Source organism: Leptospira mtsangambouensis (genome assembly GCF_004770475.1).
Taxonomy (GTDB): Bacteria; Spirochaetota; Leptospiria; order Leptospirales; family Leptospiraceae; genus Leptospira_A; species Leptospira_A mtsangambouensis.
On record NZ_RQHK01000017.1, the window covers coordinates 321,378 to 337,904 of the forward strand.

Here is a 16,527-nt window from a genome sequence, read left to right on the forward strand (position 1 = left end):
ATTGTGCACTGCAAAATAATGGAGAGAGAAGGAGTAACATCCGATGAGCAATGTGGAAAACAAGCTGCAAGATATCGTAAATGCTGGGATTGGCGCCGTAAAAACTTCCAAAGAAGTCTGGGAGAAACTGGTCGTTGACCTAAACGAGAAAAAGAGCAAATTTGAAACAAACTTTCAAAAGTTGAAAGAACAAGGCGAAAGTGATACGAGTGACAATGCCCTAAAAGTAAAAATGGGTGTGGCTTGGGGAATCGTTCGTTTTGATGAAATCAAAGACAACGTAGTAAAATATTTAGATAAAGTGAAAGAAGGAAACCAAAACAAACCTTCTTAAGATTTAGTTTTTTTTTGTATCTCACCATCCTGAATTTTCTTCCGGCAGGTTTGTTCGCAGGCCTGCTGGGTTTTTTAAATCAGAACTTTTGAACTTCGGAGTGACCGGATTTGAACCGGCGACCCCTTGCCCCCCAGACAAGTGCGCTACCGCTGCGCTACACCCCGTGTTCTGGAATCCAAAAACCCTACGATCGACGCTTGGTCAAGTCTTACTGATAATTTAGAAAATCAAAGACCTAGATTGTCTGGAGAAATCGCCCAAATAATTTGACCGTGTGCAAATCTCTCCCGAGCCACATTGATTGCTATGGTAGAACCAGGTTGGAAAATTAAATTTTCAGCTGCACTGGAATTTCCTAAAAGTTTTGCAGCAAAATACGTGATGTCTGGATTATGACCGACTAACAGAACTGTGTCGGAATTTGTAAAATTGACTAAACAAGAGATAATATCGCTACAACCTTTACCAGCTAATAGGTCATCGGAAGCTACCATTTCACAACCATACTTTAATTCTTCAGAAAGAATCTCAGCAGTGTGTTTGGTTCTTGTATAAGGACTATAATACACTTGTTTGACTGCTAAGGATGAGTTTTTGATAAACCTTCCGATTTTATGAATATCACTGACACCTTTGTCTGTTAGATCCCGCTGTGAATCGGAAATGGCTGGAGTTGCGTTTTCAGCCTCACCGTGACGAACCAAAATGATCTTCATAGTACTTCCTAAGTCCAAGATTGGAACCACGGACTGGCGGAGAAACAAAAAATTAAGGAATTTCTTGCGAAAATGGCTGATAGAGCCATTCTAAGAAATATGACAGACAAACCCTACCGCAAAAATGTAGGCATGGTGGTTTTTAATTCTTTAGGCAAAGTAATTGTAGGGGAACGCGTACAATTCCCTGGTTCTTGGCAGTTTCCTCAAGGTGGAATCGATGAAGATGAGGATTATTTAGACGCCGCTAAACGAGAATTATATGAAGAATTGGGAGTCAAAAAAGCAATCTATGTAACGGAATATCCTGATTGGATACCTTACGACTTTCCAAATTCTTTGGGTCTCAATTCTCATTTACAAAAATTTCGTGGGCAATTACAAAGATGGATTCTATTTTATTGGGATGGAACTATTGATGAATGTGATTTGGTCCACCATGAACAAGAATTTTTAACAGTCCAATTTATGGAAATTGAAGATACAATCCAATCGGTTGTCGAGTTCAAACGAGCCGTCTATGAGAAGTTTGTTCCTCTTTTTAAATCTGCCATTCAAAATTACATTGCAGAGAATTCAAAATCCAAGTAAGTTCTAGAAAGGAGACTATCTTTGGGAAAATCAGAAGAAGCAAGAGCGCGAATTTTAATACGGGGAACTGTACAAGGGGTAGGATTTCGTTACTATGTCCTCCAAAAAGCCCAAGAAATGAGACTCAAAGGTTATACTCAAAACTTACCCAATGGGGAAGTGGAAGCTGTTGTAGAAGGTGATAAACTTTTTATTGAAGATTTGTACAGAGCCATGCAACGAGGACCTACAAAAGCAAAAGTAAAGGATCATGTCATCGAGTGGAGTGATCCAAAAAATCAATTCAGAACTTTTTTAATCAAAAAATAACATGAAAAAACGAAGACTTGGCAAAACAGGAATGGTGGTATCCGAAATTTGTATGGGTACCATGACATTTGGATCCTCATGTAACGAAGATGAGGCATTTCGAATTCTGGATCGTGCTTACGATGCCGGAATCGATTTTTATGATACAGCAGAAATTTATCCTGTTCCTCCACAAAAATCTTGGGTGCATCGAACTGAAGAAATTTTTGGAAAGTGGCTCAAAACAAAACCTCGAGATGGAGTCATCATAGCAACAAAAGTGGCAGGGCCTGGTCACGGTTGGTTTAGTCCTCCACTCCGGGAGGGAAAAACAGCACTGGACAAATACCATATTCGTCGAGCGATTGAAGGCTCCTTACAAAGATTAGGTGTTGAGACTATCGATTTATACCAAACACATTGGCCAGACCATGATGTATCCTATGACGAAACAATGGAAGTTTTGACTGAACTAAAAGAAGAAGGAAAAATTCGTTATGCTGGTTGTTCCAACGAAACTTCTTTTGGGCTGATGAAAAGTCTTTGGACTTCCGACAAATACAATCTCATTCGTTATGATTCCATTCAAAATAACTTTTCCATTTTAAACCGTCGTTTTGAAGATGAGTTAGCACAAGTTTGCCGAAAAGAAGGAGTATCTTTATTACCTTACTCTCCGCTTGCTGGGGGAGTCCTTACTGGAAAATATAACGGATCTGTTCCTCCGGAAGGGGCTCGGTTTGTTCGTTATATGGCTGAGGGAGAGAGACAAAGAAGAATGTCGAATCGTTTCTTAAATGAAAACACTTTGGCATCCACTGCGGAACTGTTAAAAATAGCTGAAAAATACGGGATGAGTGCCACTGTCCTTTCTGTTGCTTGGAGTAAACAACATGACTATGTTGCCTCTACGATCATTGGAGCCAATACGGTAGCCCAACTGGATGAGTCTTTAAAAGCAACCGATGTCATTTTGTCTGATGAAATTCTATCGGAAATCAATCTTGTTTCAAAGAAGATCCAATACCCGATGGGTTAAGGTAAATAAAAACAATGAACTCTAATTCATACGATGATCATTTAGAAAGAGATAAAAACGAAGTGAATTCTACTGAGAAAAAAATCTCAAAGTTTGAAAAGATCACTTCGGGAGTCTTTCGAAAGTTTTTAATTTTGTTTTTGATTACCTATCTATTCCCCGAATGTTCTAGTTTTGGACCAAAAAATGCACAGAGTAGTCTTATCATCCTTCACATGACAATTGTTAAAGATGAAATGATTTTGGATGAATTGATTGATCCAAGGTTTCAAAAGGTTACGCTTAAAAAAGGGGATAAAACTTTTGAATACAATGAAAGCTCAGAGCACTATTACTATTTTCAAAATTTAAAGGAAGGGCAGTATGAAATTCATGATGCAGTCCATCTTTTGAATCGTGGTGCCTCTGACTTTGCATTTGGAAGCACAAAACAACCCACGAAAATTGACATTGATTTTGTCCGAGCGGATATCGAAAAATCAAGAGTGGACTTGCAACCAGGAACGGTTGTGTTTATGGGAAGTTTTCATGTCACAGTTGATTTTAAATTCCAAGAAGAACCAAAAATCACGATTCGTTATAGTAAATCGAACGAAGAAGAACTCGCAGCGATGGACCATTTGTATAAAAATTTTCCAAGAACTGGTTGGGGACAAAAAGCAAAAAACAGAGTGAAACTTCTTTCTTCCTTTGCCCAATAATTATCTATAACAAAACGCTTTCATTCATAGTAAGGGAAACTATACTAAAGTTACCAAATCAGGATTTTGCAAGTGAGGGGTATTATTCCAACTCACGGGCTCCCAATGGCCATTTTCTCTTCGAAAAACACTGAGAGAAGAATTGGTAATGGATTTCATAAATACTGGAAATTCAACTGGTTGCATCTTACATGATAATCCCATCATAATTGCTATGGGAGTACTCGATGAAACAACTAATGTACTTTTTACGTTGTTCGGAATCTCTTTTGGACCAAAGGAAACCTTTTCAACATATTCTTTGAATGTATAAGGTTCCACAGGATCCCAAACTCCATGAACCCAATCGTTTAAAACAATTTGAATGAGTTCTTGGAAATAATCCCTAGTTTCCTCTTTGCCCTCTTCCCAAGCTTTTTTATAAGATTCGTATAATTTGGCAAATTTATCATTCGCATGACGAATCTTAGCTGCCAAACCAAGCCACATTTTGGAATCAAATTCATCCCAGGCTGAATTTTCCACTGGTTCAGGGATACAAAATAAATCGTTTGAAAAACTTTCAATAATGCCTTGGGCAGTTTGTTTTTGTCGATTGAGTGTGCCTGTATAAACAGAATCAAATTCGATCCTTTGGCTTTTAAAGTATTCACCTAATAATTTTGCTTGTTTCCAACCATGGTCTGTTAGTTGGTCATAATTTTTCCCAAGACGATCTGCCTGTCCATGACGGACTAAATACAATAAAGACATTTATGTTTGGAACCTCGGATTAGAGATGGCCAAATTTTCTTTGAGTTGATTTTTTGCAAAATTCCAAATTTTACCACCCGGTTTTAAATCGGAGTTTGTTTTATCTTTTGCTAAGTTTCGAATTGTATTTGCAAATTCTTTGTTCCAAGTAAGAAGCAGATTGTATTTTTCTTTTCGAGTTAAATTTGCAAATTCTTCGGATTTAAACTTAGTTTCTAAGTCAGAAATTTTTAAATTTAAATTTTGGATTCGATGAAAGTCGGCTTCAAACTCGGAAGATTCTGTTTCTCTTGCAATCACACCCAACATATTCCAAGAAACCAATGTTTTATAAGATAACAAATCATCACCTTCCAATTTTGGAAGAAGTTCCTTCATTAAAAAATCCTGAATGGAGGAAATGAGTTCCTTTGTTTCTGGTCTATATTGCATTACTGATTTCCTCGATGAGTCGCATAGCTTCCCATTCCATTTCTGCGGTTCGCCTACCAATGGCCGCCAGTTCAATCCCTTTGTCTTTGCCCGATATATGTCTTTCTGTTTGTTGTGCACTCCCGATGGCCCAACGAACATTTCCCATAATTTCCCAAAAAGTTACCTTAAAGGGATCCACTGGGATTCCCGAAGTGTTTTGGTAAGCCTGGTAAAAATCTTTGCGATCCCCAAATCCACCCACTTCTTTATTCAGCCTTCCAAATCTCCAGTCGCGCATACACAACCAAGCAATGTCTTCGTGGCGATCCCCAAAGTGGGCGAATTCATAATCTAAAATTCCTTGGAGTCCTTCAGAGTTCATCATAAAGTTTCCCGTACGAAAATCTCCATGGACAAGAACAATATCATCAATCGAAGGAGCATTTGATTCTAACCAAAACAAACAAAGTTCTATGGCTGGATGAGATTCAGGAAGTTCGTCTAACGATTGTCGTAGATCCGAAATAGCAATAGAAACATAATTTTCTTTTGTGACAAATTTTAGTTTTTGTTTGAGTTCTTCATCAGAAACCGCACTTGGTTTTACTGTATGGAGTTTGGCTAAGTTTGCTGCCAGATCCGATACCATCTGAGATTTACGATAGGAATCTAGTTCCTTATCTTTTGTGATGTAACGTCCGGTGGCTTTGCCTCCAATTTTTTCCATTAGAAAAAAAGGAGAACCTATCACATCGGAAGTTTCTTCCAAAAAAACTGGAGTCGGAGTTTTGACACCTGCTTTATAAACAAGTTCTGCCACTTTGAACTCATCTCTTTTCGACAAAGAAGAAAGTAAACTCGCTCCTTTGTCTGTACGTAAAACTAACGACTGTTTTCCGGATTTGGAAATCAAGTCCAATGCATAATTGTCTTGGCAAGCTCCTCCACTTAAATGTTGCATTTGGGAGACTTTAACATTGTCTTTCCAAACGGAAGATAAGTGGAGTTCTACTTTTTCCCGTAATTCCTTAATTTCCATACTCCTCAGAAGTCCCATTTTTCTGAAATGTAGTTTCGGCCAATGACCATCTTATGAACTTCGGATGGTCCATCGGCAATCCTTGCGGCTCTGGCATCCCTATAAAACAATTCCAAAGGTAGGTCTCTCGAATATCCCTTGCCTCCACAGATTTGGATTCCCATATCGATGGTATTACACAAAGACTCACTCACTTTCCATTTTGCCATAGAAGTTTCTTGGCGGGCGTCTTTCCCTTTTTGTAACAACCAAGCCGCTTTCAAAGTCAAAAGAAAGGCCATTTCAATTTCTGTTGCTCGTTCGGCAAACATCCATTGAATTCCTTGGTGGTCTGCAATTCGGGAATTAAATACTTCTCGTTCTTTCGCATAACTACGAGCAATTGCTAAGGAACGTCTTGCCATTCCTGTCCATCGCATACAATGCGTTAAGCGAGCAGGACCTAATCTTTCTTGAGAAAGTCGAAAACCTTCTCCTACTCTGCCAAGAATCATATCTTCTGGAACTTCTACGTTTTCAAAATTGAGTTCGCAGTGCCCACCTGGTCCATGGGAACCCATAAGTTCAATTTCTCGAACCATTGTGTATCCTTTTGCATCTGTTGGTACAAGGAACATGGTCGTTTTTCGGAAACTCCCATTTACCTTTGCCATCACAATTAGATATTTTGCCCCATTGGCACCTGTACAATACCACTTACGACCGTTGATAATATATTTATCCCCTTGTTTTTCAGCATTGGTCTGTAAGGTGGTTGGATCCGAACCTGCTCCTGGTCCAGGTTCTGTCATTGCAAAACCGGTTCGCAATTCTCCTTTGATGAGTGGGTGTAGGATTAACTCTTTTTGTTTTTCAGAGGCAGCAATCGAAAGTAAATGCATATTCCCTTCATCAGGTGCATCACAATTAAATATGTAAGGAGCAATAGGTGAACGACCCAGTTCACTAAAAATAATACATGTTCCAATCAAATCTAAACCCAACCCACCTTCTGATTTAGGTAGGTGCGGAGTCCAAAAACCAGCCGCCTTTACTTTAGCACGCGCTTGTTGGTTGATATCTTCTGGCATTCGACCTTTTTCAAAATCATAATGTTTTTCCAGAGGGATGATTTCATTTGTAATGAAGTCGCGAATATTTTTACGAAGTGTTTCCACTTCTTGGGGAATTTCAAAGTCCATTGATTCCCAGAATTACAAGAATCAATGAGTAACGTAAAATCTTTTTTTAATGAGATCGAAAAATAGGTCTTTCTCGTTTTGAATTTCTTCTAATTTCAAAATGTAAATGTGGACCGGTCGCTCTACCTGTTTGTCCAACTTCCCCAATTTTTTGGCCCTTTTTTACTCTCTGACCTACATTTATATTAAAATCAAAAAGATGTCCGTAACGAGTCTCATATCCTAAACTATGTTTTAAGATGATTAAATTTCCATAACCACCTTGTTTACCTTTGAAAATTACTTCGCCATCCATAGAGGCAAATACATCTGATCCTTGTTCGGCGGCTAAATCTATTCCACCATGAAATGTATCTTTTTTAGTGAATGGATCAATTCGTTTACCAAAACCAGAAGAGATCCTAGCTTCGGTTAATGGAAATTGAAATCCAAATCCATAGAAAAAAGATTTTTCGGATTTTCCCATTGTGATTCCAGGTAAAAACCATTTTTCTCTTTCGGAATCATATTGTAATTTGTTGGAATCAAGATTATATTTTTCGGCTAACGCTAATTTGGTTTTTTCATCACCAGTTGTTTCTTCAGGATGAAAGGTTCCGCGCATATTAGGAATTTCTAAAACCATCCCTGGTGATAAATCATGCGGCGAACTGAGCTCGTTTACAGAGGAAAGTGTTTCCAAGTCCATTCCGGTTCGGGCCATAATTTTAAAAAAATTATCTTCCTTCCGAACTTTGTATTCATAATATTTCAGAGGAATGAGTTCTTCTCTCCTAGCACCGGACTTGGAGATCCTCAAATTTTCTTTGATTTCAGAGCGAAGATTTTTTAACGAAGGATTGGTATATTCCAAATTTGCCAAAGTGAGCGGGCTGGAAAAAAGTGACGAGAAGGCACTGAGAATGACCAGAAACAGAGCGCATTTCGGAAAATTGACAGTTTTAGACATAATCTTCTAATTTGAATATCGACCATTTCCCAAAAAAACGGTGACGATTCTTGCCGAAATTGAGGAACTGTAAGGCAGATGCAGAATCGTTTTTTTGAGATCTTCCGGCTCACCGCTTATTCTTTGGGTCTCGTCTATGTATGTTCTTTCTTCTATTCCGTCATATTTTTAGCCTTTGTGAACAATACGGTCCTTGGCGATCGGATTCCAGAAGACCAGATACTCCCCCTTTATGAAGAATATTGGGAAGGGAAAATGGATTTTTCCACAATGCTTTCTGAGTATGAAAAGATTGTAACTCCAATCAAAGATCAGTTTCAGAAAGAAATTACTGAGAATCCAAGTTTACTTTTGTCTCAGTTTTATGATAAGGTGTTTACCGAAAAACCGCATTACCTATTAGGTCATTCAATACCGTGGTTTTTATGTTATGTGGGCTTAGGGTATTTACTCTATAAAAAAGTCTTACAAATTCCAGTTACCAATTTACAGGATGAATTATCAATTCCCATATTACTTCGAGGGATAGCCAATGGATTTATTTGTTTTATCGTTGTCGTTATCTTTGGATTGATATTAGAAAGACTATCGGTCCCTGTTGAATCTGGAGTTTTTGCAAAAAAACTTTATGAAGCAATTCACGGGAACACTTACTTATTAGCCTGGGGAATTTATGTTGTCGGTATCATTACAGGAATCTTAGAAGAAATCTTTTTTAGAGGTTTTTTACTAAAAGCCTTCATCGACAAAAATCTTGCGCAAGAAGGTTTATTTATAGTTTCTTTGCTTTTTGGTTGGCTTCATTATGGAGAAGGAACTTCCGTTGCCATTCCGTTTATTATATGCGGAGTAGGTATGTTTTTTGGATACATTTACATTAAGACTGGAAATATTTGGATCGCAATGGCTTGTCATGCCACATACAATTCGTTAGGTTTAATTAATGCTTACCTTCAACTTCCCGGAGTGCAGTCATGAGTTTCATTTTTAAAGGATTCGTATCCTTTGTTTTCTATTTTTCATTTCTCTTATTATTGCCAACAAGCGGAATCGGTTCTCTATTCGCAGGAGAAACAGTTGAAATTTTAGGTGGCCCTGAAGATGTAAACCTTCGTTTGGTGGCACTCTTAAACAAACTAGATCCGGATTTTTATGCAGATGAAAAAACACAAGGGTTTGTTTACAGATATAGAAACCGCTGGAAAAACCCGTATGATTTTAATATCTATGTAGGAAAAGTTGGAAAAACTTCTCCTGATTCTATCATTCGCATTGAATCTCCTAGACGTGGTCAGGAAAGAATGTGGAAAGAAATTTTAGAACAAGAATTACTGCAAAAAGCTCCGCATGAATCGGCTGTTCCTTTATCAGAAAAATACCACGTTGTCTCTCAAGGTTTAAACTTAATCTCACCAATGGCTTCCGTAGGATACAATTCATGGAACTCTCCTCTCTTTTCAAATCGAGATACTTTTGTTAGTATGGGTATTTATTTATTATGCGATTTGATTTTGGCAGGTGGTGCTTACCTTTATGCACAAGAGAATTTACCCAAAAAAAATATTTGGGATAATATGGCCAATGTCAAAGGTGCTGGGAATGTTTGGGATTCGCCAAACGCAGTGGGAGTATTTGCTGCACTTGCCGTCTCAAGAGCGGTTCGAGCCTTTGATGCTTGGGAAGATACATCAGCTCATAATAAAACAGCACAATTTGGTTGGTCGTTTAAATTTTAATCGTTTTAAACTAACAACCAGATCTAATATTCGTGGTTTATGATTTGAATAGGTCCCTTGCTGCATCTGCTGCACTTGACCTTTCAAAATCTTCTCTTTCAATTAAAGTTAATTCTAATCCTTCTTTGTCTATTCGACTTAGAATCTTTCCAATATCTGCCACCTTACTTAATTTAGTTGCCAGATATTTAAATGTAATTCCACATTCTGGGCATTTTTTATCTTTTAAATAATTAAGTCCCAATTTTTTACAATTTCCACAAGTTCCATAGAGATCATCAATATAGAGTAGTTGTTTTTTTACATCCTCTACATTGAGCTGTCGCCAAACTCTTACAAATTTAGTATTCTTTCCGGATGCATCTGAAGTCATAGGCAATAGGAAGTATCGTTAATGAATCTTGTCAAGAAGCAATCCTCTGCGGTTTTAATCCTTATCATTTGCCTTTCTGGTTTTTTAGCTGTTGCCATCGGAGCATTTGGTGCCCACGGACTAAAAAAAATAGTAACCCCCGATTTGATGGTAATTTATGAAACGGGAAACCGATATCATTTTTATCATACATTGGCATCACTTGCCGCATTTCTCTTGTTACAATATTCGTTGGTATCGGATTCTTCGAATAAAAGTAACACTTATTTGAAAATTGCTACCTGGATGTTTCTATTGGGAATTTTAATTTTTTCTTTTAGTTTGTACGCCCTAGCGATCACAGGAATTCGGGTTTTAGGAGCTATCACTCCCTTAGGAGGAGTGAGTTTTTTAGTAGGTTGGATTAGTTTAGGAGTTGGGTCTTATTATCTCTTTGTACCAAAAAAATAATTCCCTTGTTTACTGATTAAATTTCTAGAAATTAAGCCGTCTGCGATGAGTAACAACCCTTCTGCGGCGGCTTTTCTTGCTTCTTCTGAACTATCCTTTTGTAAGGACATGAGTTCATGTACATACTTTCTTTTTTGAACATCCAAAACACCAAGCATTGACCCTGCTATTTTTTCATCCATTTGCATGAATGCTAAGGCAAGTGTTTGTGGAGGAGTTTCAATGCATAAATAGTATAATGCAAGGTTATCGAAATATGATAATTGGCTTAGTTTTTCTAATACTTGTTCTGATCCTGACATATAGTTCCTTAAGTTTTAAATTCAGATTTAAATTATTTCGCTACTTCTTTAATTTTCCCGTTTAAATAAGAGATTAAATATTTGGAATTTGCTGATTCACCAGTGGTCTGTTTCATCAGTGTATCGACATCAAATATTTTTCCTTTTGAGTGAATGTTTTTCCTAAGCCAACCGAGTAAGTCAGAAAAATCACCTTTCGTAGAAAATTTGTTATGCGAATCTGGAAATTCTTCTGTAAATTTTTTGAAAAACTGTGAGCTAAAAATATTTCCTAGTGTGTATGTTGGGAAATATCCAAAAGCACCCATCGACCAATGAATATCCTGCAAAACACCTTCTGCATCATTCTCTACCGATAGGCCAAAACTTTCTTTCATCTTTGTATTCCAAATTTCAGGTAAATCCTTTACTTGGATTTTTCCATTGATGAGATCTCTTTCAATTTCAAATCGCAGAATGATATGCAGATTATAAGTTACCTGGTCTGCTTCCACTCTTACTTTTGTTTTTTCTGTGCTATTGATATATTGGTACAACTCTTTAAATGGAAGTTCTTTATCTGTGAGACCAAAATCAGATAACAAAATGGGATAAACGAATTCCCAAAATGGCAAAGAACGCCCCACTTGGTTTTCCCACAAACGACTTTGTGATTCATGAATACCTAAACTTAAGAATTCTGTCATTGGTGTGGGCCAATCTGGCATTGCTGACAACCCAGATTCATATAATGAATGACCAGTTTCGTGTAACACACCAAAGATGGAAGATAGTGGATCTGTTTCAGAATACCTAGTTGTGATTCGTTTATCGCCTTTCCCTAAACTTGTGGAAAACGGATGGTTACTAGTATCCAGTCTAGATTCTTTTGTTGTTAAACCTAGAAGTGACGGCAATCGATTACAAAACTTAGTTTGTTTCTCTAAAGAGATTGGTCCAGGGAATGGATTTTTGAATTTAGGAGCGGTAGCAACAATTGGAACCAGTGATTCCTTCAAATCAGAAAACAAAATTTGAATTTGTTCTGCTTTGGCACCTTTTTCGTAACTGTCGAGTAATGCATCATAAGGTTCTGTCGTATAACCGAAGTAATCGGCTTGTTTTTTAGATAATTGAACTAATTCTTCTAAACGTTTTGCAAATGATTGGAAGTTTTTTTCTTTTTTTGCCGTTGCCCATTCACCATGTGCTAAGTTAGTGACTCGTGCAAATTCGGAAACAAACTCAGAAGGCAGTTTATCTGCTTTCTCTTTCTCTTCCATGAGGACTTCTAATTCACGATTCCAAACCGAACGTTCAAATTCAGGAAGTTCCTTGATCGAATCTTTCGCAGCTTGGATTTGATTTAAAAAAGATTTGTCTGTCATCCAATCATGAGTGAGTTCTGCGACTGCAGCGATTTGTGAGGACCGGTATTCCCGACCTTCTTCGGGCATCATCACCTCCGAATCCCAATGCAAAACGGAAGCCACATCTTGGAATAATTTGATTTTACGATATTGTTTTCGGTAATTTTCGAGTGCTTGGGGCAGGGCCATAGTCTCATTTTCTTCCTCCCTCACTTTCTGGAACCAAAAATCATTGACCCTTTACCCCCAACCAAAACTATGTATTTACTGTCGCGGGTGTGGTGTAACGGTAGCACAGCAGCCTTCCAAGCTTCTGGCGAGGGTTCGAGCCCCTTCGCCCGCATGACATTCCTTCCAAACCAATCAAACAACATATACGATGAAGTTGGCTCGAACAGTGACGCGAGCTAGTTTGTGAGTGACCCATAGGGAACGAACAAATCAGTAAGAAAGCCACGATGGCTTTCGACGAGCGGCGCCGTGACTCGGAGCGAAGTGAGGACACGACGTCCGAACAGCGGAGAGGGCGAGCCCCTTTGTTCATGTGAGTACAGAATGGATATCCGTATCCCCGCCCGATTAGGGAGGGGAACTAGACCCGCCACCCAATGACTTCCTCTTACCACAACATCGCTAAATCAAACAGTCGATTCGGAACTCAAAAGATTTTTTTTTCTTAAAAATTCATAGTTTTCCACAAGAAAGTACATCTATCCACAATTGTGAATTGGTCTTTGCGCCACCGATCGAAGTGGAAATCCTTTCCCGAAGGGAAAGATTGGAACGGAGAGCGAGATCGCTTAATCAATATTAGTTGAATTTACTTTTTTTGCGAGGCGCCCTGAATAACCAACTAAATATTGTTAGGATATGGCATCGTGACAAAACCTTTGAATCCTTCTTGATAGACAGCTAAATATAGTTTATCTTTTCCAGGCACGACGACTATGATATGAGAAAACAAACTTCCATTATGCATAGCATAGTATATAGGCTTACTTCCATTAGGTGTCAAAGCAAGGATTCCAGTTTTTTTAGAAACTGGTAATAGACTTTCTGGTATATACAAAACTAGAGATTTCCAAAATGGATGTTTGTGCAACCAAGTAATTAATTTAGAACGCTCCACTGGAATTGCGATCCAAATTCGGCCCTTAAAATCTCGGTCCATACCATCCGGAAATCCGGGAAGACCATCAATCACAACTTCGTCATTGCCTTTTTTATCTCCCGTTAGGTGAAGGCGAATGAGCCTTGATTTTGATAGTTCGTTCAAAAGAATTGATGATTCTATTTCGCTGTTTGAATATTCTAACAAAATTCCATCTAGATAAGTGTATTGATGGGCAATCAAACTCGCAGTGTTATCTTTTAAATCATATTTCCATAGATGACCGTTTCTTCCCAATGTCAGAACTTCATGTTTTGATTGGGAACTTACACCAAGAATAGAATTCGGATGATCATATGGTTCAGTAAAATAGATGCGTTCTCCATCTTTGCTAATTGTAAGATCATCTGCTTTTTCTACGTAACGACTGTTTGTATCATTTAAGTTTGAAATTGGGATTTTTGTTTCTTTGTTCCATGGATAAAATTTTCCGATTTGTCCTTCAGATGGCTCAGCGGTTTTGTCAACAAGGGGAACTCGTGTTCCTATTTTACGTAATCGTTTGGTTGATATCGTTAATTCATAAATACCTGGTCCATCTACGAGTGGATCTTTGTGTTCTTTTCCACGCGACAAACACATATAGATGATATCTTGGTTCTTGGGATGAAAAACCATTCCACCAGGAAGAAGGGGAGTTTTCACAAAAGGTTCGGAAGTATTTTTTGCTAAATCTACTTTCCAAATCCAACCATCAATAGATGCGATAAATGCTCGGTTCAAATCTTCTTGAAGGAGGATTTCATCTTGAGCTGGAAGTGTATTTCCGTTGATTGTAACATTATTCTTGATTGGGTCTCCCTCTGATCGAATGGACTCGACGATGGGATTGTAAGGAAGTTCGACAGGACCTTTGATTTGATTTTTAAAATATTCCTCTGGTGTTTTGCAGGATATGAAAACTAAACATAAGTTGAATACCAAAAAAGAAAGAAAAGATTTTTGTAAGTTAGATAATTTTCTTTTTAATAAAAACATAATTATTCACCTAACAAAAGCTTATTTGTCGAAATCGAATACAACCCGCGGGATGATATGTCAAACGAAGGAAAATAAACTGAATCTTCATTAGGAACGGCAACAGATATATCTTTTATTTTTGAGCCATCATGCATCGCATAATAGAGTGCTTTTTTTCCAGTAGGATCCAATACCATAATTCCTGTTTTCTTTGCGATTGGCAAAATTCGTTGCGGTAATGAAAGCAAAAATGATTTTAACCAAGGGTTGTTATGGATAAAATTCACGAGACCGGACCGTGGTTTAATGATACCTATCCAAATCCTTCCTTTTGTATCTCGCTCCAATCCATCCGCAAGACCAGGCAAGTTATCGAAAAGTACCTCGAATGTACCTTCTTTTTTCCCACTGATGTTGGCTTTAATGATTCGAAATTTTGTTGTCTCTGTTATGATTACTGACTCTTCTTTTGTAACAGAATGTTCCGCAATGATGATTCCATCAACAAAGGTAAAACCATTCATCACAAGAGAAATAGTTTTTTGTTTTCTATCATACATCCATAATTTTCCATGTGGATAAAGTCCGATAGCCTCTGGAACGGCACCACTTCCCATTGCTGCATTCACTCTTTCAAATGGCTCTGAAATATAAATTCGATTTCCATCATTTGAAACGGCGAGATCGTTACATAAAGAGAAAGGTCTTGAATTGTATTCGTTTAATGACTGTAAAGAAAATGTAGGGCGTTTCGATTCGGAGTAAACAATCTCAAAATCAGAATTTTCTATTTTTGGTAGAGAAAGAAGAATAGGAGTCATCGACTTTGTTTTGATATTTACTTCATACAAACCTACTTTTTGTGAATCGTCATAAGTGTCCCCACCGAGTTTTGAAGCACAAAACAAAATGGATTCTTTCTTTTTGTCTGCGAATTGTAATCCAGCAGGATTAACTGGCGGTTTTACCCACGCAGTTCCAAGGTTTGATTTGAAGTCTAATTTCCAGATCCATCCATCCATCCCGGATGCATAAGCCACTTTTTCTTGATTGTTAAAAATAAGATCATCATGACCAGGTAACAGTGGCATGGTGACATTTAAATTTTCTAAAAAAGGATCTGGTTTTGTAGCTTCCTGTATGGTATTCGGTACAGGTCCTAATTTGTACGCCTTCCCAATTTTGATATTGTTTGTATTACAACCAATAGTGAATAAAAGTAGGAAAAATAAGTATTTTTGTTTTTGAATTTTCATTTTAGTTTTTTCCGTTTGGCATTTGGTATTTTTTTACGTGAGGAACTTCGTTGTCTAACCAATAGGCTTTGTTCTCTTCTACGACTAAAATCTCTTCAAATTTAAACCCAGTTTTACCCTTTCCTAAATGTGGCTCCACTGCCCATAAACCCATTTTATTACCCTGATGGTCGGGAGTTAATAATTCAGGTAATACTTTGTGTGATAAAAATTCATAAGACCCTTGCAAACTGAACCAACTTGCAAAACTCACAGGCAACAAAGGAAAAGAAACATTAGGAAGATTTACTTTATATACTCTATGCCCTAGTACAGCAAAAGGATATAACGAATGTACGTTGTCGAAACCAGATTGTTTTGCGTCGGAATCGATTTTCCACCAAATTTCTGATGGAGTCATTGTAGAACTAAAATATTTCGGGATCTCTTCGCGAAGGTGCAATAGGTATTTCATACCAGAGTCAAGTTCGGAATTTTTGATTAAAGAAGAAGAATAACCTATATCACCGATATAACCATCAACTACTGGTGATACATCCAAAATAAAAGATTCTTCTTCTACCAATTGTTTTTTACCTGGATGAAATTGAGTGAATCGTTTGTATCCGTCAAACCTTGCATGTTCACCAAACCAAGCAAATGGTCTATGTAGAAAGACTTTTACACCGTGATCTCGCAAAAACTCATCCATTCTTTTTGCTGTTTGTTTTTCAGTCCAACCTGGTAACATTTCTTTCTCAATGGTTGTGACACATTCGTAAGCTAGTCTCTGGGCTTTTAAAAATCCATTTTTTTCATCAGCTGTTGGAATCCGAATCGATTCGGAACTTAGTTTTGAGAGCTTTGAAGATAATTTTGATAATAAACCTTTTTCTTGCAATAATGGCATGAGTCTCTTTTTCCTTAGTAAAAAAAGAGAATA

General features: G+C 37.7%; 20 protein-coding genes and 2 tRNA genes. 9 read left to right on the plus strand and 13 right to left on the minus strand.

Annotated features, from left to right (window positions below):
* The first annotated feature begins 43 nt into the window (after positions 1-43).
* Entirely contained in the window at positions 44-334 is a 291-nt protein-coding gene (locus EHR01_RS13940) for an LIMLP_16025 family protein (RefSeq protein WP_004785337.1), read from the plus strand.
* Between the two features lie 95 nt (positions 335-429).
* Here EHR01_RS13940 and EHR01_RS13945 read toward each other — a convergent pair.
* Positions 430-501: transfer RNA gene (locus EHR01_RS13945), tRNA-Pro, on the minus strand.
* Between the two features lie 63 nt (positions 502-564).
* Entirely contained in the window at positions 565-1,053 is a 489-nt protein-coding gene (gene sixA / locus EHR01_RS13950) for a phosphohistidine phosphatase SixA (RefSeq protein ID WP_135695493.1), read from the minus strand.
* A gap of 72 nt (positions 1,054-1,125) precedes the next feature.
* Between sixA and EHR01_RS13955 the strand changes: the two genes are divergently transcribed.
* Genes EHR01_RS13955 through EHR01_RS13970 form a run of 4 tightly spaced genes read left to right on the plus strand, consistent with a single transcriptional unit; the run spans position 1,126 to position 3,672 of the window.
* Positions 1,126-1,644 carry an RNA pyrophosphohydrolase gene (locus tag EHR01_RS13955; RefSeq protein WP_135695495.1) on the plus strand — a complete coding sequence of 173 codons (519 nt, stop codon included), beginning with the start codon at positions 1,126-1,128 and terminating at the stop codon, positions 1,642-1,644.
* 21 nt (positions 1,645-1,665) lie between these two features.
* Complete coding sequence (locus EHR01_RS13960) at positions 1,666-1,953, plus strand: acylphosphatase (RefSeq protein ID WP_135572996.1); 288 nt, start codon at positions 1,666-1,668, stop codon at positions 1,951-1,953.
* Between the two features lies 1 nt (position 1,954).
* Entirely contained in the window at positions 1,955-2,971 is a 1,017-nt protein-coding gene (locus EHR01_RS13965) for an aldo/keto reductase (protein WP_135695497.1), read from the plus strand.
* A 14-nt stretch (positions 2,972-2,985) separates the two neighbouring features.
* Positions 2,986-3,672: a hypothetical protein gene (locus EHR01_RS13970; protein WP_135695499.1), complete on the plus strand. Its 687-nt coding sequence runs from the start codon at positions 2,986-2,988 to the stop codon at positions 3,670-3,672.
* 39 nt (positions 3,673-3,711) lie between these two features.
* Here EHR01_RS13970 and EHR01_RS13975 read toward each other — a convergent pair whose 3' ends face one another.
* Genes EHR01_RS13975 through EHR01_RS13995 form a run of 5 tightly spaced genes read right to left on the minus strand, consistent with a single transcriptional unit; the run spans position 3,712 to position 8,008 of the window.
* Positions 3,712-4,425: a histidine phosphatase family protein gene (locus tag EHR01_RS13975; protein WP_135695500.1), complete on the minus strand. Its 714-nt coding sequence runs from the start codon at positions 4,423-4,425 to the stop codon at positions 3,712-3,714.
* Positions 4,426-4,857 (minus strand): hypothetical protein, encoded by a 432-nt coding sequence (locus EHR01_RS13980; protein WP_135695502.1) that lies wholly within the window; start codon positions 4,855-4,857, stop codon positions 4,426-4,428.
* Entirely contained in the window at positions 4,847-5,878 is a 1,032-nt protein-coding gene (locus EHR01_RS13985; RefSeq protein ID WP_135695504.1) for a phosphotransferase family protein, read from the minus strand. Before EHR01_RS13985 ends, EHR01_RS13980 begins: the two co-directional genes overlap by 11 nt.
* Before the next feature lie 5 nt (positions 5,879-5,883).
* Positions 5,884-7,059: an acyl-CoA dehydrogenase family protein gene (locus EHR01_RS13990; protein ID WP_135695506.1), complete on the minus strand. Its 1,176-nt coding sequence runs from the start codon at positions 7,057-7,059 to the stop codon at positions 5,884-5,886.
* Positions 7,060-7,105: 46 nt separating this feature from the next.
* Positions 7,106-8,008 (minus strand): LysM peptidoglycan-binding domain-containing M23 family metallopeptidase, encoded by a 903-nt coding sequence (locus EHR01_RS13995; RefSeq protein WP_135695508.1) that lies wholly within the window; start codon positions 8,006-8,008, stop codon positions 7,106-7,108.
* A gap of 78 nt (positions 8,009-8,086) precedes the next feature.
* On the opposite strand from EHR01_RS13995, the gene EHR01_RS14000 reads away from it, so the two are divergent.
* Both EHR01_RS14000 and EHR01_RS14005 read left to right on the plus strand, forming a co-directional pair.
* Positions 8,087-8,986, plus strand: a complete 900-nt coding sequence (locus tag EHR01_RS14000; protein WP_135695510.1) for a CPBP family intramembrane glutamic endopeptidase — start codon at positions 8,087-8,089, stop codon at positions 8,984-8,986.
* Positions 8,983-9,744, plus strand: coding sequence for a hypothetical protein (locus EHR01_RS14005; RefSeq protein ID WP_135695512.1), 762 nt, complete (start codon positions 8,983-8,985; stop codon positions 9,742-9,744). The genes EHR01_RS14000 and EHR01_RS14005 overlap by 4 nt, the downstream gene beginning before the upstream one ends.
* Positions 9,745-9,781: 37 nt before the next feature.
* Here the strand turns inward: EHR01_RS14005 and EHR01_RS14010 are convergent, their stop codons facing one another.
* Complete coding sequence (locus tag EHR01_RS14010; RefSeq protein WP_135695514.1) at positions 9,782-10,117, minus strand: hypothetical protein; 336 nt, start codon at positions 10,115-10,117, stop codon at positions 9,782-9,784.
* Between the two features lie 21 nt (positions 10,118-10,138).
* Here EHR01_RS14010 and EHR01_RS14015 point away from each other — a divergent pair, with 21 nt between their 5' ends.
* Entirely contained in the window at positions 10,139-10,567 is a 429-nt protein-coding gene (locus tag EHR01_RS14015) for a DUF423 domain-containing protein (protein WP_135695516.1), read from the plus strand.
* On the opposite strand, the gene EHR01_RS14020 is transcribed toward EHR01_RS14015, so the two are convergent.
* Positions 10,543-10,869 carry a hypothetical protein gene (locus EHR01_RS14020; protein ID WP_135695518.1) on the minus strand — a complete coding sequence of 109 codons (327 nt, stop codon included), beginning with the start codon at positions 10,867-10,869 and terminating at the stop codon, positions 10,543-10,545. The genes EHR01_RS14015 and EHR01_RS14020 overlap by 25 nt on opposite strands.
* A gap of 32 nt (positions 10,870-10,901) precedes the next feature.
* Positions 10,902-12,407: a carboxypeptidase M32 gene (locus tag EHR01_RS14025; RefSeq protein WP_135695519.1), complete on the minus strand. Its 1,506-nt coding sequence runs from the start codon at positions 12,405-12,407 to the stop codon at positions 10,902-10,904.
* 83 nt (positions 12,408-12,490) lie between these two features.
* Between EHR01_RS14025 and EHR01_RS14030 the strand changes: the two genes are divergently transcribed.
* Positions 12,491-12,561 (plus strand) — tRNA-Gly (locus EHR01_RS14030).
* A 510-nt stretch (positions 12,562-13,071) separates the two neighbouring features.
* On the opposite strand, the gene EHR01_RS14035 is transcribed toward EHR01_RS14030, so the two are convergent.
* Genes EHR01_RS14035 through EHR01_RS14045 form a run of 3 tightly spaced genes read right to left on the minus strand, consistent with a single transcriptional unit; the run spans position 13,072 to position 16,494 of the window.
* The gene (locus tag EHR01_RS14035) at positions 13,072-14,367 is read right to left on the minus strand and encodes an SMP-30/gluconolactonase/LRE family protein (RefSeq protein ID WP_135695520.1); all 1,296 of its coding nucleotides are present in this window, start codon (positions 14,365-14,367) and stop codon (positions 13,072-13,074) included.
* A 2-nt stretch (positions 14,368-14,369) separates the two neighbouring features.
* Entirely contained in the window at positions 14,370-15,605 is a 1,236-nt protein-coding gene (locus EHR01_RS14040; protein WP_135695522.1) for an SMP-30/gluconolactonase/LRE family protein, read from the minus strand.
* A 1-nt stretch (position 15,606) separates the two neighbouring features.
* Positions 15,607-16,494 (minus strand): M24 family metallopeptidase, encoded by an 888-nt coding sequence (locus EHR01_RS14045; RefSeq protein WP_135695524.1) that lies wholly within the window; start codon positions 16,492-16,494, stop codon positions 15,607-15,609.
* Positions 16,495-16,527 lie beyond the last annotated feature (33 nt).

Coding starts and splice junctions, on each gene's coding strand:
- EHR01_RS13970 (WP_135695499.1), top strand. CDS start 2,986: ATGAACTCTAATTCATACGATGATCATTTAGAAAGAGATAAAAACGAA.
- EHR01_RS14020 (WP_135695518.1), bottom strand. CDS start 10,869: ATGTCAGGATCAGAACAAGTATTAGAAAAACTAAGCCAATTATCATAT.
- EHR01_RS14025 (WP_135695519.1), bottom strand. CDS start 12,407: ATGGCCCTGCCCCAAGCACTCGAAAATTACCGAAAACAATATCGTAAA.
- EHR01_RS13980 (WP_135695502.1), bottom strand. CDS start 4,857: ATGCAATATAGACCAGAAACAAAGGAACTCATTTCCTCCATTCAGGAT.
- EHR01_RS13985 (WP_135695504.1), bottom strand. CDS start 5,878: ATGGAAATTAAGGAATTACGGGAAAAAGTAGAACTCCACTTATCTTCC.
- EHR01_RS13940 (WP_004785337.1), top strand. CDS start 44: ATGAGCAATGTGGAAAACAAGCTGCAAGATATCGTAAATGCTGGGATT.
- EHR01_RS14045 (WP_135695524.1), bottom strand. CDS start 16,494: ATGCCATTATTGCAAGAAAAAGGTTTATTATCAAAATTATCTTCAAAG.
- EHR01_RS13955 (WP_135695495.1), top strand. CDS start 1,126: ATGGCTGATAGAGCCATTCTAAGAAATATGACAGACAAACCCTACCGC.
- EHR01_RS14015 (WP_135695516.1), top strand. CDS start 10,139: ATGAATCTTGTCAAGAAGCAATCCTCTGCGGTTTTAATCCTTATCATT.
- EHR01_RS13990 (WP_135695506.1), bottom strand. CDS start 7,059: ATGGACTTTGAAATTCCCCAAGAAGTGGAAACACTTCGTAAAAATATT.
- sixA (WP_135695493.1), bottom strand. CDS start 1,053: ATGAAGATCATTTTGGTTCGTCACGGTGAGGCTGAAAACGCAACTCCA.
- EHR01_RS14010 (WP_135695514.1), bottom strand. CDS start 10,117: ATGACTTCAGATGCATCCGGAAAGAATACTAAATTTGTAAGAGTTTGG.
- EHR01_RS14000 (WP_135695510.1), top strand. CDS start 8,087: ATGCAGAATCGTTTTTTTGAGATCTTCCGGCTCACCGCTTATTCTTTG.
- EHR01_RS13965 (WP_135695497.1), top strand. CDS start 1,955: ATGAAAAAACGAAGACTTGGCAAAACAGGAATGGTGGTATCCGAAATT.
- EHR01_RS13975 (WP_135695500.1), bottom strand. CDS start 4,425: ATGTCTTTATTGTATTTAGTCCGTCATGGACAGGCAGATCGTCTTGGG.
- EHR01_RS13995 (WP_135695508.1), bottom strand. CDS start 8,008: ATGTCTAAAACTGTCAATTTTCCGAAATGCGCTCTGTTTCTGGTCATT.
- EHR01_RS14035 (WP_135695520.1), bottom strand. CDS start 14,367: ATGTTTTTATTAAAAAGAAAATTATCTAACTTACAAAAATCTTTTCTT.
- EHR01_RS14040 (WP_135695522.1), bottom strand. CDS start 15,605: ATGAAAATTCAAAAACAAAAATACTTATTTTTCCTACTTTTATTCACT.
- EHR01_RS14005 (WP_135695512.1), top strand. CDS start 8,983: ATGAGTTTCATTTTTAAAGGATTCGTATCCTTTGTTTTCTATTTTTCA.